Below are 16,457 nucleotides of genomic sequence, written 5' to 3'. Positions count from 1 at the left end.
GGACCACTCAGGGGAACACATGCACATAGCCCGTACCGGGCGCGGTGTCGCGGCCTGCGCCGCCACCGCCGCCCTCGCCGCCGCCGCGCTGGCGACCACCTCGGGAGCCGGCGCCGCCGCCGCCGCGCCCGCCGCCGTACCGCACACCAAGGCGGTCCCGGCCGTCGCCGGCCACACCCTGGTGCGCGGTGTGGCCGACCCGCTGCCCATCGGGCAGTGCGAGACCAAGTGGCACATCGCCTGCTACAACCCGCTCCAGTACCGCACCGCGTACCACCTGAACGGGCTGTACCGCCAGGGCGTCACGGGCAAGGGGCGCACCATCGTCATCGTCGACTCGTTCGGCTCCCCGACCGTTCAGCACGACCTCGACGTCTACAGCAGGCAGTTCGGTCTGCCCAGCACCAAGGTCAAGGTGGTCAAGTGGGGTCACGTCCCCGCCTTCGACCCCAGGAACTCGGAGATGACCGGCTGGGCCGGCGAGACCACGCTCGACGTCGAGCTGGCCCACGCCGTGGCGCCCGGCGCGAAGATCGTCCTGGTGGAGACCGCGGTCTCGGAGACCGAGGGCACCACCGGCCTGCCGGAGATGATGAGCGCCGAGAAGCACCTCGTCGACCAGGGCGTCGGCGATGTCATCAGCCAGAGCTTCGGCGCCACCGAGAACACCTTCCCCGGGTTCGCCCGCGGCGACTTCTCCAGCATCAAGAAGCTGCGCTACGCCTTCGAGGACGCCCACCGCAAGCACGTGACCGTGCTCGCCGCCTCCGGCGACGGCGGCGCCACCGACATGAAGGCGGACGGCAAGCACTACTACGACAAGCGGGTCAACTCCTGGCCCTCCTCGGACCCGCTGGTCACCTCGGTCGGCGGCACCCAGCTCCACCTGAACGACCACGGCGACCGGGTCAGGCCCGACAGCGTCTACAACGACTACGGCGCCGGCGGCGGCGGTCAGTCCCACGTATTCACCCGCCCGTCCTTCCAGAACGGCGTGCGGCACACCGTCGGCACCCGCCGCGGCACCCCGGACGTGTCGATGACGGCCGCGGTCGACGGCGGCGCGTGGATCTACTCCAGCTACGACCCGACCGCCACGGGCTGGGACGTGACCGGCGGCACCAGCGAGGCCACCCCGATCTTCTCGGGCATCGTCGCCCTCGCCGACCAGGTCGCCGGCCACCGGCTCGGCGACATCAACGCGGCGCTGTACGAGCTGTCCGCCCGCCACGACGCCACGACCGGCGTCGTCGACGTCGCCGACGGCACGAACAACAGCTACGAGGGCGTCACCGGCTACAAGGCGGTCAAGGGCTACGACATGGCCACCGGCGTGGGCACGGTCAACGCCCAGCGCTTCGTGCCCGCACTCGCCCGGGCGGCCCGCCACGGCTGACCCGGCCGACACGGCATCCTGACGAAGGGACCCGGCACCGCTGCCTGACCGGTGCCGGGTCCCTTCCCCGTGCCGGGCCGTCCGAAGTCGCAGTCACCGCGGTCCCCGCATCCACCGATCGGACCGCGAGGGGTGGTGGGGTCGGCCCGTTTCGGGTACCAACGATCCAGTAGCACCGGTCGGTAAGGACCGGTCCCCATCGTCCCTCTTCGCGGCGAGGTGAGCCTCCATGTCCGCCACCACCACCCCACGCACCACCGTCACAGAGCGCGAGGCGCGCCGGGTGGCGGAGGCCGCCCGGGAGCAGGACTGGCGCAAGCCAAGCTTCGCCAAGGAACTGTTCCTCGGCCGCTTCCGGCTCGACCTCATCCACCCCCACCCCCTGCCCGACGCCGAAAGCGTGCGCCGCGGCGAGGAGTTCCTCACCAAACTGCGCGCCTTCTGCGAGTCCACCGTCGACTCCGCCCGCATCGAACGCGAGGCCCGCATCCCGGACGAGGTCGTCGCCGGCCTGAAGGAACTCGGCGCCCTCGGCATGAAGATCGACCCCAAGTACGGCGGCCTCGGCCTCACCCAGCTCTACTACAACAAGGCCCTCGCCCTCGTCGGCTCCGCGAGCCCCGCCGTCGGCGCCCTGCTCTCCGCCCACCAGTCGATCGGCGTACCGCAGCCCCTGAAGATGTTCGGCACCCAGGAGCAGAAGGACACCTTCCTGCCCCGCTGCGCCCGCACCGACATCTCCGCCTTCCTGCTCACCGAGCCCGACGTCGGCTCCGACCCGGCCCGCCTCGCGACCACCGCCGTGCCCGACGGCGACGACTACGTGCTCGACGGCGTCAAACTGTGGACCACCAACGGAGTCGTCGCCGACCTGCTCGTCGTGATGGCGCGGGTGCCCGCCTCCGAGGGCCACAAGGGCGGCATCACCGCCTTCGTCGTCGAGGCCGGCTCCGAGGGCATCACCGTCGAGCACCGCAACGCCTTCATGGGCCTGCGCGGCATCGAGAACGGCGTCACCCGCTTCCACCAGGTGCGCGTCCCCGCCGCGAACCGGATCGGCCCCGAGGGCGCCGGCCTGAAGATCGCCCTCACCACCCTCAACACCGGCCGGCTCTCCCTGCCCGCGATGTGCGCCGGCGCCGGCAAGTGGTGCCTGAAGATCGCCCGGGAATGGGCGGCCGAACGCGAGCAGTGGGGCAAGCCCGTCGCGCTGCACGAGGCCGTCGGTTCCAAGATCAGCTTCATCGCGGCCACCACCTTCGCCCTGGAGGCCGTCCTCGACCTCTCCTCGCAGATGGCCGACGAGGACCGCAACGACATCCGCATCGAGGCCGCCCTCGCCAAGCTCTACGGCTCCGAGATGGCCTGGCTGATGGCCGACGAACTGGTCCAGATCCGCGGCGGCCGCGGCTACGAGACGGCCGAGTCGCTGGGGGCCCGCGGCGAACGCTCCGTCCCGGCCGAGCAGATCCTGCGCGACCTGCGCATCAACCGCATCTTCGAGGGCTCGACGGAGATCATGCACCTCCTCATCGCCCGCGAGGCGGTCGACGCCCACCTCTCCGTCGCCGGCGACCTCATCGACCCCGACAAGTCCCTTTCCGACAAGGCCAGGGCGGGCGCCAACGCCGGTGTCTTCTACGCCAAGTGGCTGCCGAAACTGGTCGCCGGGCCCGGCCAGCTCCCCTCCGCCTACAACGAGTTCAGGCACGGCGTCGACCTCTCCGGCCACCTGCGCTACGTCGAGCGGCACGCCCGCAAGCTCGCCCGGTCCACCTTCTACGCCATGTCCCGCTGGCAGGGCCGCATGGAGACCAAGCAGGGCTTCCTCGGCCGGATCGTCGACATCGGCGCCGAACTGTTCGCCATGAGCGCGGCCTGCGTACGCGCCGAACGGCTGCGCGGCGAGGGCGAGCACGGCCGCGAGGCCTACCAGCTCGCCGACGCCTTCTGCCGCCAGGCCCGCATCCGCGTCGAGGAACTCTTCGCCCGGCTGTGGACCAACACCGACGACCTCGACCGCAAGGTCGTCAAGGGAGTCCTCGGCGGGGCCTACACCTGGCTGGAGGAAGGCATCGTCGACCCCTCCGGCGAGGGCGCCTGGATCGCGGACGCCACCCCAGGCCCCAGCGAACGCGAGAACGCCCGCCGCCCCTACGGCGCCTAGCCGCACCCGGCCGGACCGGCTCTCGCTCCGCCCCGGGGCGGGAGCCGGACCACGCCCCCCCCCGCACACCACCACGCCCCCCCGCACACCACCACGCGCCCCCGCACGCCGCACCGCACCCCATGGGCACCTCGGTACACCTCAACGCATCCCACTGTGCTCCACGGCACCCCACTGCGCCCCGATGCACCGCGGCGCACTCCCGTGCGCCCCCGGCCCCCAGCCGTTCCCGACCCGTCGCCCCTCACCCGCCCCTCACAAGCGGACAACCGCTCCATCCGGCGACGAAACCCGTCAACGCACCCGCGCGAGGGACGCCCTGTCCTGACGGCCGCGGCTTGCGGCCACAATGGGGGGCATGACCGACAGTCCCGCCAGTCCCGCACCCCTCGCCGACCCGCACCTCGTGTACGACCCCCTCGCGGGAGACGGCCCGAAGGACGTGGTGATCCTCGGCTCCACCGGGTCCATCGGAACCCAGGCCATCGACCTCGTACTGCGCAACCCCGGCCGCTTCCGGGTCACCGCCCTCTCCGCGAACGGCACCCGCACGGCCCTGCTCGCCGAGCAGGCGCACCGGCTGCGGGTGCGCGCCGTGGCGGTCGCCCGCGAGGACGCCGTGCCGGCCCTGCGCGAGGCCCTGACCGAGCGGTACGGCGCCGGGGAGGCGCTGCCCGAGATCCTCGCCGGACCGGACGCGGCCACCCACCTCGCCGCCTCCGGCTGCCACACCGTGCTCAACGGCATCACCGGCTCCATCGGCCTGGCGCCCACACTCGCCGCCCTGGAGGCCGGCCGCACCCTCGCGCTCGCCAACAAGGAGTCGCTGATCGTCGGCGGGCCGCTGGTCAAGGCGCTGGCCAAGCCCGGGCAGATCATCCCGGTCGACTCCGAGCACGCCGCGCTCTTCCAGGCCCTCGCCGCCGGCACCCGCGCCGACGTGCGCAAGCTGGTCGTCACCGCGTCCGGCGGCCCCTTCCGCGGCCGTACCAAGGCGGAACTGGCGAACGTCACCGTCGAGGACGCCCTCGCCCACCCCACCTGGGCCATGGGCCCGGTCATCACGATCAACTCGGCGACCCTCGTCAACAAGGGCCTCGAAGTGATCGAGGCACACCTGCTCTACGACATTCCCTTCGACCGCATTGAGGTCGTCGTGCACCCGCAGTCGTATGTCCACTCGATGGTCGAGTTCACCGACGGATCCACGATCGCCCAGGCGACGCCCCCCGACATGCGGGGGCCGATCGCCGTCGGTCTGGGCTGGCCCGAACGCGTTCCCGACGCGGCGCCCGCCTTCGACTGGAACAAGGCCTCCACCTGGGAGTTCTTCCCGCTGGACAACGAGGCCTTCCCCTCGGTGAACCTCGCCCGGCACGTGGGACAGCTCGCGGGGACCGCTCCGGCGGTGTTCAATGCGGCCAACGAGGAGTGCGTCGAGGCCTTCCGCACCGGCGCCCTGCCCTTCAACGGCATCATGGAGACCGTCACCCGGGTCGTCGAGGAGCACGGCACCCCGGTCACGGGAACCTCACTCACCGTGTCGGACGTCCTCGAAGCGGAGACCTGGGCGCGGGCCCGGGCGCGCGAACTGACAGACCGGACCGCGGAGGCGCGTGCATGACGACCCTGATGTTCATCCTCGGCATAGTGGTCTTCGCGGTCGGCCTGCTCGTCTCGATCGCCTGGCACGAGCTGGGGCACCTGTCCACGGCCAAGCTCTTCGGCATCCGCGTCCCGCAGTACATGGTCGGGTTCGGTCCCACCATCTGGTCGCGGAACAAGGGCGAGACCGAGTACGGCATCAAGGCGGTCCCGCTCGGCGGCTACATCCGCATGATCGGCATGTTCCCGCCCGACGAGGCCGGCCGGGTCTCGGCCCGCTCCACCTCGCCGTGGCGCGGCATGATCGAGGACGCCCGCTCGGCTGCCTTCGAGGAACTCAAGGCCGGTGACGAGACGCGCATGTTCTACACGCGCAAACCGTGGAAGCGGGTCATCGTCATGTTCGCGGGCCCGTTCATGAACCTGATCCTCGCGATCGGCCTGTTCCTCACCGTCCTGATGGGCTTCGGCATCCAGCAGCAGACCACGACCGTCGCCTCCGTCTCGCCCTGCATCATCGCGCAGAGCGAGCACCGCGACAGCTGCAAGAAGAGCGACCCGGCCTCCCCGGCCGCGGCCGCCGGGATGCTGGCGCGCGACAGGATCGTCTCCTTCGGCGGCAAGCCGACCCCGGACTGGAACACGCTGTCCGACCTCATCCGCGACAGCGCCGGCCGGACCGTGCCCATCGTCGTCCAGCGCGACGGCAAGGAACTGACCCTGCACGCGACGATCGCCACCAACCAGGTCACCAGGAAGGACTCCAGCGGCACCTACGTCCAGGGCGAGTACGTGAAGGCCGGCTTCCTCGGCTTCAGCGCCGCCACCGGCGTCGTCAAGCAGGACTTCGGCCAGTCCGTGACCTGGATGACCGACCGGGTCGGCGACGCCGTCGACTCGCTCGTCGCCCTGCCCGGCAAGATCCCGGCCCTGTGGAACGCGGCCTTCGGCGACGGCCCGCGCGAACCCGACTCCCCGATGGGCATCGTCGGCGCGGCCCGTGTCACCGGCGAGATCGCCACGCTCCACATCCCGGCCTCCCAGCAGCTGGCCATGGCCCTCTTCGTGGTCGCCGGGTTCAACCTCTCCCTGTTCCTGTTCAACATGCTCCCGCTGCTCCCGCTCGACGGCGGGCACATCGCGGGCGCCCTGTGGGAGTCCCTGCGGCGCAACGTGGCCCGAGTCCTGCGCCGCCCCGACCCGGGCCCTTTCGACGTGGCCCGCCTGATGCCGGTGGCCTACGTGGTGGCGGGGATCTTCGTCTGCTTCACGATCTTGGTCCTCGTGGCGGACATCGTTAACCCGGTCAAAATCAGTTAGCCGTCCGGTGTTCGAGGCGGCCCGGAAGGCTGGGATTCCGGGCCGCCTCCCAACGAGTGGGTTTACCGGGTGGGATGTGCCGCCCTTCGGGGCCGTGCCGTAATCTCGAAGTCCGGAGCCCGCCGTTCACGGGACCGGACCTTGATCCACGACTTGGGGTTGCACAGCAGATGACTGCGATTTCTCTCGGCATGCCGTCCGTTCCGACCAAGCTCGCCGAGCGCCGGAAGAGCCGGCAGATCCAGGTCGGGTCCGTCGCGGTCGGCGGGGACGCGCCCGTCTCGGTGCAGTCGATGACGACGACCCGTACGTCCGACATCGGTGCCACCCTCCAGCAGATCGCCGAGCTGACCGCGTCCGGCTGCCAGATCGTCCGTGTCGCCTGCCCCACCCAGGACGACGCCGACGCCCTCGCCACCATCGCGAGGAAGTCCCAGATCCCGGTCATCGCGGACATCCACTTCCAGCCCAAGTACGTGTTCGCGGCCATCGAGGCCGGCTGCGCCGCCGTCCGCGTCAACCCCGGCAACATCAAGCAGTTCGACGACAAGGTCAAGGAGATCGCCAAGGCCGCCAAGGAGCACGGCACCCCGATCCGTATCGGTGTCAACGCCGGTTCCCTGGACCGCCGTCTGCTCCAGAAGTACGGCAAGGCCACCCCCGAGGCGCTCGTGGAGTCGGCCCTGTGGGAGGCGTCCCTCTTCGAGGAGCACGACTTCCGGGACATCAAGATCTCCGTCAAGCACAACGACCCGGTCGTCATGATCGAGGCCTACCGCCAGCTCGCCGAGGCCTGCGACTACCCGCTCCACCTCGGCGTGACGGAGGCCGGCCCGGCCTTCCAGGGCACCATCAAGTCGGCCGTCGCCTTCGGCGCCCTGCTCTCCCTGGGCATCGGCGACACCATCCGCGTGTCGCTGTCGGCCCCGCCGGCCGAGGAGGTCAAGGTCGGCCTCCAGATCCTGGAGTCGCTGAACCTCAAGCAGCGCGGCCTGGAGATCGTCTCCTGCCCGTCCTGCGGCCGCGCCCAGGTCGACGTGTACAAGCTCGCCGAGGAGGTCACCGCCGGCCTCACCGGCATGGAGGTCCCGCTCCGCGTCGCCGTCATGGGCTGCGTCGTCAACGGACCCGGCGAGGCCCGCGAGGCCGACCTCGGCGTCGCCTCCGGCAACGGCAAGGGCCAGATCTTCGTCAAGGGCGAGGTCATCAAGACCGTCCCCGAGTCCAAGATCGTGGAGACCCTCATCGAGGAGGCCATGAAGCTCGCCGAGCAGATGGAGGCCGACGGCGTCACCTCCGGCGAGCCGTCCGTCTCGGTCGCCGGCTGAGCGCCCCGCGGGGCCGCCGGGAACCGCGCGGCCCGCAGCCGAATGCGGCCGCCAGGCGAGCGGCAAGCACCCGAAGTCCGGGGCGCACCGCCCAAGCGGCGCGGCTATAGTGCGGAGATCAGCAGAACCCAGGGTGAGGCCCCGCACGTGTTGACCCAGACCACCTCACGGGTGCTCGAACCGAGCGACCTTGACGCCGCGCTCGCCGTCCTCGACCGCGAGCCGGTCGCGAACGCCTTCGTGACCTCCCGCGTCCAGGTCGCGGGTCTGGACCCGTGGCGGCTCGGCGGGGAGATGTGGGGCTGGTACGAGGACGGCCTGCTCACGTCCCTGTGCTACGCGGGCGCCAACCTCGTACCGATCTGCGCCACCCCGCGGGCCGTACGCGCGTTCGCCGACCGGGCCAGGAGGGCCGGCCGCCGCTGCTCCTCGATCGTCGGGCCCGCCGGATCCACCGCCCAGCTGTGGCGCCTGCTCGAACCGCAGTGGGGCCCCGCCCGCGAGGTCCGCGCCCACCAGCCGCTGATGGTCACCGACCGGCTGCCCGCCGACATCGTCCCGGACCCCTACGTCCGTCGCATCCGCAAGGACGAGATGGAGACGATCATGCCGGCCTGCGTGGCGATGTTCACCGAGGAGGTGGGGGTCTCCCCGCTGGCCGGGGACGGAGGGCTGCTCTACCAGGCCCGGGTGGCCGAACTCGTCGGTTCCGGCCGCTCCTTCGCCCGCCTCGACGAGAACGGCAAGGTGGTCTTCAAGGCGGAGATCGGCGCGGCGACGCGCCACGCCTGCCAGATCCAGGGCGTGTGGGTGGCGCCGGAGTACCGGGGCCGCGGCCTGGCGGCGCCCGGCATGGCCGCCGTCCTGCGGTACGCCCTGGCCGACGTGGCCCCGGTGGTCAGCCTCTACGTCAACGACTTCAACACGGCGGCCCGGCGGACGTACCAGCGCGTGGGCTTCCAGGAGACCGGCGCGTTCATGAGCGTGCTGTTCTAGCCCGGGGCCAGCCCCAGGCCGGCCCCCCGGGGGTGAGCCGGTGGCGGGCCCGGTGGGTCCGACCCGGGGCCGAGGCCCGGCGGGCGAGCCGGGAACCGGGCACCCGCCCCGACCGCGCGAGCCGCACCCGGCCGGTGCGGACGCCGGCGCCGGCCACCGACGGGTGACCGCCCTGTACGCTCCCCGCATGGACGTCGTGATCGGCCCCCTGGACCTCACCGCCCACGTCGACGAGGCCCTGGCGGTGCAGGCCGTCGCCTTCGGACTGGGTCCCGAGGAGGTCGCCGTACGCCGCCAGATCGTCCAGCGGCACATGCAGTACCGCGGTGCGCGAGCCCTCGGCGCCACCAGCCGGGGGCGCCTGGTCGGCTTCGTCTACGGGATGCCCAACTCCCGCACCCACTGGTGGTCCACCGTCGTGGAGCCCTACCTGCGCGCCCGGGACAACGACCTCTGGCTCGACGACTCCTTCGTCATCACCGAGCTGCACGTCCACCCCGACCACCAGAACCTGGGTGTCGGCCGCCGGCTGATCACCGCGATCACCGACGGGGCAGCCGAGCCGCGCTCGATCCTCTCCGCGATCGACATGGACAGCCCGGCGCGGGGCCTGTACCACTCCCTCGGCTACGTCGACCTCGCCCGTCAGGTCCACTTCCCGAGCGCGCCCAAGCCCTACGCCGTGATGGGCGCCCCGCTGCCGCTGCGGCGCCGTTAACCGATTTCCACCGGCACAGGCGGCCCGGCTAACCTCCTTGCCATCACCCTTTCCCGTCAGGAGTAAGAGAGCCATGGCCAACGCACCGGTCCAGCGCATGTCCCAGTTGATGGCGAAGACGCTGCGCGACGACCCGGCGGACGCCGAGGTCCTCAGCCACAAGCTCCTCGTCCGCGCCGGCTACGTCCGCCGCACCGCCGCCGGCATCTGGAGCTGGCTGCCCCTGGGCAAGAAGGTCCTCGCCAACGTGGAGCGGATCGTCCGCGAGGAGATGGACGCCATCGGCGCCCAGGAGGTCTCGCTGCCCGCCCTGCTGCCGCGCGAGCCCTACGAGGCCACCGGCCGCTGGGACGAGTACGGCCAGGAGCTGTTCCGGCTCAAGGACCGCAAGGGCGGCGACTACCTCCTCGGCCCCACCCACGAGGAGATCTTCACCCTGCTGGTCAAGGACCAGTGCACGTCCTACAAGGACCTGCCGGTGATCCTGTACCAGATCCAGACCAAGTTCCGCGACGAGGCCCGCCCCCGCGCCGGCATCCTGCGCGGCCGTGAGTTCCTCATGAAGGACTCGTACTCCTTCGACCTGGACGACGAGGGCCTCGGCAAGTCCTACGCCCTGCACCGCGAGGCCTACCGGCGCGTCTTCGAGCGCCTCGGCCTCGACTACCGCATCGTCGCCGCCACCGCCGGCGCGATGGGCGGCTCCAAGTCCGAGGAGTTCCTGGCCCCGGCCGAGGCCGGCGAGGACACCTTCGCGGACTGCCCGAACTGCGACTTCGCCGCGAACACCGAGGCCGTCGTCTACGAGCTCAAGGCGGTGGACGGGGCGGACGTGCCCGCGCTGGAGGAGATCCCCACCCCGGACACCCCGACCATCGAGACCCTGGCCGCCTCGCTCGGCGTCCCCGCCTCCGCCACCCTGAAGAACCTGCTGGTCAAGGTGGACGGCGAGATCGTCGCCGTCGGCGTGCCCGGCGACCGCGAGGTGGACCTGGGCAAGGTCGAGGCGCACTTCGCCCCGGCCACCGTCGAGATGGTCACCGAGGCGGACTTCGCGGGCCGCCCCGACCTGGTGCGCGGCTACGTCGGACCGCAGGGCCTCGGCGAGAAGGTCACGTACATCGCCGACCCGCGCGTGGCCCCCGGCACCTCCTGGATCACCGGCGCCAACAAGGACCAGACCCACGCGAAGAACGTCGTCGCCGGCCGTGACTTCGAGGTCGACGCGTACGTGGACGTCGTGGTGGTCCAGGAGGGCGACCCCTGCCCGAAGTGCGGCACCGGCCTGAAGCTGGACCGCGCCATCGAGATCGGCCACATCTTCCAGCTGGGCCGCAAGTACGCCGACGCCCTCAAGCTCGACGTCCTCGGCCAGAACGGCAAGCCGGTCCGCGTCACCATGGGCTCCTACGGCATCGGCGTCTCCCGCGCCGTCGCCGCGCTCGCCGAGCAGACCGCTGACGACAAGGGCCTGGTGTGGTCCAAGGAGGTCGCCCCGGCCGACGTGCACGTGGTCGCCGCCGGCAAGGCCCTGCAGACCGAGCTGGCGCTCGACGTCGCCGACAAGCTGGCCGCGGCGGGCGTCCGCGTCCTGGTGGACGACCGGGCCGGGGTCTCCCCGGGCGTGAAGTTCACCGACGCCGAGTTGATCGGCGTGCCGCAGATCCTGGTGGCCGGCCGCCGCTCCGGCGAGGGCGTCCTGGAGCTGAAGGACCGCAGGACCGGTGAGCGCGAGGAGCTGTCCGTCGAGGACGCGATCGCCCGCCTGACGGCCTGATCATCCCGCGGTCGTACCGACGGCCCGGCACGGCCACGGCCCCACCGCCCGCAAGGGCGCGGGGCCGTGGCCCGTTTCCCGTCCGTCGTTCTTCGTTCGCCGTCTAGAGCCAGCCGGCGAACTCCAGCAGCAGCTCGCCGTCCTTGGGCCGTCCCACCCGGAAGGCCCGTACGCCGGACTCCACGGCCCGGAACAGAGTCCAGCCGCGCAGCCGGTCCTGATCGACCTCCAGGGACTCCGCGAGCCGCTTGATGCGCCGCCGCGTGGTCGAGGGGCCGGACGGCGCGGCGATCAGGTCCTCGACCCGGTCGCGCACCAGCCGCGCCAGGTCGAACGCGCTCTCGCCGACCACCGGGTCCGGGCCCACCGCGAGCCACGGCATCCGGTCCCCGGCGAGCACCTTGCTCTGCCGGAACGTCCCGTGCAGCAGCCGGTGGTCGGGCGGCGCGGCCAGCAGGTCCGCGCGGGCCGTGAGCGCCGCCTCCACCAAGGGCGCCGCCTCGGGTTCGGTCAGGGCGCCGGCCCGCATGGCCTCCGCCTGCCGCCCGGTGCGCTCCGCCACCGTCTCGAAGATGTGGTGTCCCGGCGGTTCGACCCACAGCCTGCGCAGTGTCCCGGCCGCCTCCAGCAGGGCCTTGGCCTCCGGCAGCGACCGTACCGACACGTCCGGGTGCAGCCGCTCCAGGAGCAGCGCCCCGTCGGCGGTGTCCTCGTCGTCCGACTCCAGCAGTTGTACGGCGCCCAGGCCGGCCCAGTGCGCCAGCGCGGCCCGCTCGCTCTCGGGGCGGGCGCGGGCGGGGGCCAGCTTCAGTACCGCCGGGGTGCCGTCGGCGCGCCGTACCAGCACCACGAGGCTGCTGCGGCCGCCCGGTACCTGGACCCGCTCCACGGTCAACTCGCGCCGGGCGACCGCCCGCTCGGCGGTCCCGGGCAGCCGGGCCAGCCAGTCGTCGCCGGCCGGCGCCGTCTCACCGAGCGCCCGCACCAGCCGCTGCGGCGGTTCGAAAACCATGCGCGAGTCCGTTCCCTTCTCTCCGGTCTCCCTGACCCTTCCCGGCCCTGTCAGGACTTGGCCCGGCCCTTCTCCGCCCGGCACTTGGCCCGGCCCTTCCTGGCCCTGCCCGGACTTGGCCCGGTCTTTCCCAGCCCCGACCGGACTTGGCCCGGCCCCGTCCGGACCTGGGCCGGCCCCGTCCGGACCTGGCTCGGCCCTTCCCAGCCCCGTCCCTACCTGGCCAGGCCCTTCCTAGCCCTTTCCGAACCCGGCCCGGTCTTTTCCCGGCCCCGTCCGGCCCGAGCCGGTCCTTCTTCGTCTCCGCACGGCCTTCCCCGGCCCCATCCGGTTCCCGGGCCGGGGCTCGCGCGGTCACCGCACCGCGGACGCGGTCACCGTGCCGTCACGGCGTCGGGGACGCCGATCCGCCGGCTCCGGCCGCGCCCGTGTCGCCGGTGCCGGTGTCGGTGCCGTCGGTGGTCCGTTCGGCGAGCCCAGGGAAGGCTACGCTCTCCCCGCTCCAGCGCACCGCCCGCACCGCGGCCTCGCGCAGCGCCCCGGCGGCCGTGCCGCGCCGCTCACCGGTCGCCGCCCGCACCAGGTCGGAGTACACACCGGCCACCCGCTCCTCCAGGCCGGCGGCCAGCCGCGCCGCCGTGGCCGCGTCCGGCACCTGGAACGGCAGCGCGTACGCGGCGCCGGCGGCGACCGGCTCGCCGCCCAGGTCGCGCACCTCCCGCACCAGCGCGTCGCGCCGCGCCCGGTGGGCGTCGTACGCCGCGCGCGCCTCGGCACGCCGGTGCTCGCCGATCCGGCCGCCGACGACGCCGTACCCGTACACGGCCGCGTGCTCGGCCGCGAGGGCCGACTGCAGGGCCGTCAGTTCGGCCTTCCGGTCGGTGTCCCCGGCCGATTTCCGCGCGGTCGCGCGATCGGTCGCGCGGTCCGTCCCGCGCTGTGCGTCGCTCACTTGGCCGCCTCCGTCAGCAGGTACGCGTGCGCCGCACCGGCGGCGGCCACGGACGCCATGAGCCGGGCCAGTTCGCCCGGCACGTCCAGCAGGGCCTGCGCGCGCCGGTCGGCGAGATCGCGCTCGGCGCCGGCGAGGGAGGCGAGGGCGTCCTTGGGGGCGGCGGGCACGGCCGGCGGGGTCGCCGTGACGGAGCCGGAGGCGGTGGCGGCCGCGGGGGAGGGGGACTTCGTGGCCCCGGCGCCGCCGAACGCCTCGGCGTGCGCCGCCACCGCGGCGCGCAGCGGCCGCAGCCGGTCCGTCAGCGCCGGGTGCGCGGCGGCCACGGCGTCGTAGCGCTCCAGCAGGGACGCGCTGTCCCGGGCCGCACGCGCGCGTGCCCGCGCGGCGCGCGAGGGGCCCGCGTCCCCGGAGTCCGGAGCGGCCGAACAGCCCACCAGCAGGGCGGCCCCGGCGGCCGACGCGATCAGGGATCTTCTGCGCGGCCCCGAAAGGGCGCGCGGCGGTGGGGAGTACGGCACTGCAGACGTCCTCGGGGCACTCGTACGAAAGGAACGGCGAAGGAAGAACAGCCGGCGGGCGGCACGCCCGTGATCACCGTACCCGCGCGCCCCCCGGACACCACCCACCGGCACCGCGCGAACACAGGTGGACGGCAACACTCCCCTCGACCGGATACCCTTTGATCAGACACGCGCCCCATCCCACAACAGCACACGCGGCCGAGGAGTCACCCGGATGAGCACCACCCAGAGCGAGAGGCTGCGAGAGCTGCTCGAACCGCTCGTCACCTCGCAAGGGCTGGATCTCGAAGAGATCGCCGTGGACGCCGTGGGACGCAAGCGGGTGCTGCGCGTGGTCGTCGACTCCGACACCGGAGCGGACCTGGACGCGATCGCCGATGTGAGCCGCGCGCTCTCGGCGAAGCTCGACGAGACCAACGCGATGGGCGACGCCGCGTACGACCTGGAGGTCGGCACCCCCGGCGCCGAGCGCGCCCTGACCGAGCACCGGCACTTCGTGCGCGCCACCGACCGGCTGGTGAAGTTCCAGCTGGCCGAGGGCGGCGAGCTGGTCGCGCGGATCCTGACGGTCGACGAGGACGGTCTCGACGTCGAGGTCCCCGGTGTGAAGGGCCGCAAGGCCACCGCCCGCAGGCTCGGCTTCCCGGAGATCGCCAAGGCGCGCGTGCAGGTCGAGTTCAACCGCAAGGACAAGAAGGACATGAAGGAAGAGGAGGAGGCGTAGCCGTGGACATCGACATGAGCGCCCTGCGGGGCTTGGTCAGGGAGAAGGAGATCTCCTTCTCCCTGCTGGTCGAGGCGATCGAGTCGGCCCTCCTCATCGCCTACCACCGCACCGAGGGAAGCCGCCGGCACGCGCGCGTGGAGCTCAACCGGGAGACCGGGCATGTGACCGTGTGGGCGAAGGAGGACCCGGAGGACCTCGAGGAGGGCCAGGAGGCCCGCGAGTTCGACGACACCCCGTCCGGCTTCGGCCGGATCGCCGCGACCACCGCCAAGCAGGTGATCCTGCAGCGGCTGCGCGACGCCGAGGACGACGCCACGCTCGGCGAGTACGCGGGCCGCGAGGGCGACATCGTCACCGGTGTGGTCCAGCAGGGCCGCGACCCGAAGAACGTGCTGGTCGACATCGGCAAGCTGGAGGCCATCCTGCCGGTGCAGGAGCAGGTGCCCGGCGAGACGTACCCGCACGGCATGCGGCTGCGGTCGTACGTGGTCCGCGTGGCCAAGGGTGTCCGGGGTCCCTCGGTGACGCTCTCGCGCACGCACCCGAACCTGGTGAAGAAGCTCTTCGCCCTGGAGGTGCCGGAGATCGCCGACGGCTCGGTGGAGATCTCCGCGATCGCCCGTGAGGCCGGTCACCGGACCAAGATCGCCGTACGGTCCACCCGTTCGGGCCTGAACGCCAAGGGCGCCTGCATCGGCCCGATGGGCGGCCGGGTGCGCAACGTGATGGGCGAGCTGAACGGCGAGAAGATCGACATCGTCGACTGGTCGGACGACCCGGCGGAGATGGTGGCGAACGCCCTGTCACCCGCTCGGGTGAGCAAGGTCGAGGTCGTGGACCTGGCCTCCCGGTCCGCCCGGGTGACCGTGCCGGACTACCAGCTGTCGCTGGCGATCGGCAAGGAAGGGCAGAACGCCCGGCTCGCGGCCCGGCTCACCGGCTGGCGGATCGACATCCGCCCGGACACCGAGCAGGTCGGGGACCGGGACGGGGAATAGATCTCGGCCGTGAGCCGCTGAGATCACGTCAGCCTGGAGCAAGCAAGTGTTCGACTTTTCCCCCGGAGGGGTGAGGTCGGTCCGGGGAGGTAGACTTAGGAGTGTCTGGCCGGACGCGAGCCCGCGCATGCCCTGAGCGCACCTGTGTGGGGTGCAGGCAGCGAGCGGCCAAAGACGTTCTGCTGCGGACCGTGGCGGATCAGGAACAGTGCGTTCCCGATCCTCGCGGTACGCTGCCCGGCCGGGGTGCGTACGTTCACCCCGACCCGGTCTGCCTCGACCAGGCGGTGCGCCGCCGGGCGTTCCCGAGGGCGCTTCGCGTCCCGGGACCGCTCGACATAAAGGCGTTGCGTCGGTACGTCGAGCAGACGGACAGTTGCTGAGCAGGCAACACGGTAAGAAAGCGTCGCGCGGAAGCCCCCGTGCGGCCTGGTACCTCGCGAGTCGAAAGCAGGTCGAGATTGCGATGAGCACTCGATGAGTACGCGATGAGTACGCCCATGAAGTAGCGACGGTCCGGCTTCACCCGGACCTCAAAGGAGCGAAGTGGCTAAGGTCCGGGTATACGAACTCGCCAAGGAGTTCGGCGTGGAGAGCAAGGTCGTCATGGCCAAGCTCCAAGAACTCGGTGAATTCGTACGTTCGGCGTCTTCGACCATCGAAGCGCCCGTTGTACGCAAGCTGACTGACGCCTTCCAGGGAGGCTCCGGCAAGTCCGCCGGCAAGCCCGCCCCGCGCAAGGCTGCCCCCAAGCCCGCCGCGCCCTCTCCGGTGCAGGCGGCCCGTCCGGCTGCTCCGCGGCCGGCGGCCCCCAAGCCCCCGACGGCCCCGGCTGCCCCGCAGCCCGCCGCGTCGTCGGCTCCCTCGGCGCCCGCGCCGGCCCAGGGCCCGCGTCCGGTTCCGGGTCACGGGTGAGTCCGACACCGATCTCCCGATG

General features: G+C 72.2%; 14 protein-coding genes and 1 pseudogene. 12 read left to right on the top strand and 3 right to left on the bottom strand.

The genetic code is table 11. The features are described from left to right. Positions 1 to 19: 19 nt before the first annotated feature. The 8 genes from PV343_RS22085 (at position 20) to PV343_RS22050 (ending at position 11,307) form a co-directional block, all read left to right on the top strand. The gene (locus tag PV343_RS22085) at positions 20 to 1,396 is read left to right on the top strand and encodes a S53 family peptidase (RefSeq protein ID WP_319148689.1); all 1,377 of its coding nucleotides are present in this window, start codon (positions 20 to 22) and stop codon (positions 1,394 to 1,396) included. Positions 1,397 to 1,625: 229 nt separating this feature from the next. Further along, positions 1,626 to 3,563 carry an acyl-CoA dehydrogenase family protein gene (locus PV343_RS22080; protein ID WP_319148688.1) on the top strand — a complete coding sequence of 646 codons (1,938 nt, stop codon included), beginning with the start codon at positions 1,626 to 1,628 and terminating at the stop codon, positions 3,561 to 3,563. A gap of 358 nt (positions 3,564 to 3,921) precedes the next feature. Beyond that, positions 3,922 to 5,187: a 1-deoxy-D-xylulose-5-phosphate reductoisomerase gene (dxr, locus tag PV343_RS22075; protein WP_319148687.1), complete on the top strand. Its 1,266-nt coding sequence runs from the start codon at positions 3,922 to 3,924 to the stop codon at positions 5,185 to 5,187. Then, positions 5,184 to 6,488 carry a M50 family metallopeptidase gene (locus PV343_RS22070; protein WP_319148686.1) on the top strand — a complete coding sequence of 435 codons (1,305 nt, stop codon included), beginning with the start codon at positions 5,184 to 5,186 and terminating at the stop codon, positions 6,486 to 6,488. Before dxr ends, PV343_RS22070 begins: the two co-directional genes overlap by 4 nt. A 170-nt stretch (positions 6,489 to 6,658) precedes the next feature. After that, entirely contained in the window at positions 6,659 to 7,816 is a 1,158-nt protein-coding gene (ispG, locus tag PV343_RS22065; protein WP_319148685.1) for a flavodoxin-dependent (E)-4-hydroxy-3-methylbut-2-enyl-diphosphate synthase, read from the top strand. Between the two features lie 147 nt (positions 7,817 to 7,963). Further along, on the top strand, positions 7,964 to 8,812 hold the full coding sequence (locus PV343_RS22060) for a GNAT family N-acetyltransferase (protein WP_319148684.1): 849 nt from the start codon (positions 7,964 to 7,966) through the stop codon (positions 8,810 to 8,812). 187 nt (positions 8,813 to 8,999) lie between these two features. Continuing rightward, complete coding sequence (locus PV343_RS22055; protein ID WP_319148683.1) at positions 9,000 to 9,530, top strand: GNAT family N-acetyltransferase; 531 nt, start codon at positions 9,000 to 9,002, stop codon at positions 9,528 to 9,530. A 73-nt stretch (positions 9,531 to 9,603) separates the two neighbouring features. Beyond that, positions 9,604 to 11,307 carry a proline--tRNA ligase gene (locus PV343_RS22050; RefSeq protein ID WP_319148682.1) on the top strand — a complete coding sequence of 568 codons (1,704 nt, stop codon included), beginning with the start codon at positions 9,604 to 9,606 and terminating at the stop codon, positions 11,305 to 11,307. Positions 11,308 to 11,410: 103 nt separating this feature from the next. Here PV343_RS22050 and PV343_RS22045 read toward each other — a convergent pair whose 3' ends face one another. From PV343_RS22045 to PV343_RS22035, 3 genes are all read right to left on the bottom strand, one after another. Further along, complete coding sequence (locus tag PV343_RS22045; RefSeq protein ID WP_319148681.1) at positions 11,411 to 12,319, bottom strand: aminoglycoside phosphotransferase family protein; 909 nt, start codon at positions 12,317 to 12,319, stop codon at positions 11,411 to 11,413. 385 nt (positions 12,320 to 12,704) lie between these two features. Further along, the gene (locus PV343_RS22040; RefSeq protein ID WP_319148774.1) at positions 12,705 to 13,184 is read right to left on the bottom strand and encodes a ferritin-like domain-containing protein; all 480 of its coding nucleotides are present in this window, start codon (positions 13,182 to 13,184) and stop codon (positions 12,705 to 12,707) included. Between the two features lie 83 nt (positions 13,185 to 13,267). After that, positions 13,268 to 13,792: a hypothetical protein gene (locus PV343_RS22035; protein WP_319148680.1), complete on the bottom strand. Its 525-nt coding sequence runs from the start codon at positions 13,790 to 13,792 to the stop codon at positions 13,268 to 13,270. A 217-nt stretch (positions 13,793 to 14,009) separates the two neighbouring features. Here PV343_RS22035 and rimP point away from each other — a divergent pair, with 217 nt between their 5' ends. The 4 genes and pseudogenes from rimP to PV343_RS22015 all read left to right on the top strand — a co-directional run. After that, positions 14,010 to 14,519 (top strand): ribosome maturation factor RimP, encoded by a 510-nt coding sequence (gene rimP, locus PV343_RS22030; protein WP_319148679.1) that lies wholly within the window; start codon positions 14,010 to 14,012, stop codon positions 14,517 to 14,519. Positions 14,520 to 14,521: 2 nt separating this feature from the next. Beyond that, on the top strand, positions 14,522 to 15,520 hold the full coding sequence (gene nusA / locus PV343_RS22025; protein WP_319148678.1) for a transcription termination factor NusA: 999 nt from the start codon (positions 14,522 to 14,524) through the stop codon (positions 15,518 to 15,520). A 101-nt stretch (positions 15,521 to 15,621) separates the two neighbouring features. Then, positions 15,622 to 15,903 carry a YlxR family protein gene (locus tag PV343_RS22020; protein ID WP_020942562.1) on the top strand — a complete coding sequence of 94 codons (282 nt, stop codon included), beginning with the start codon at positions 15,622 to 15,624 and terminating at the stop codon, positions 15,901 to 15,903. Positions 15,904 to 16,066: 163 nt separating this feature from the next. Then, positions 16,067 to 16,426 (top strand): annotated as a pseudogene (locus tag PV343_RS22015) (translation initiation factor IF-2 N-terminal domain-containing protein); the annotation flags it as partial. Positions 16,427 to 16,457 lie beyond the last annotated feature (31 nt).

The organism is Streptomyces sp. WI03-4A (assembly GCF_033792105.1).
GTDB lineage: Bacteria > Actinomycetota > Actinomycetes > Streptomycetales > Streptomycetaceae > Streptomyces > Streptomyces collinus_A.
This window is presented reverse-complemented; position numbering and strand designations above follow the sequence as displayed.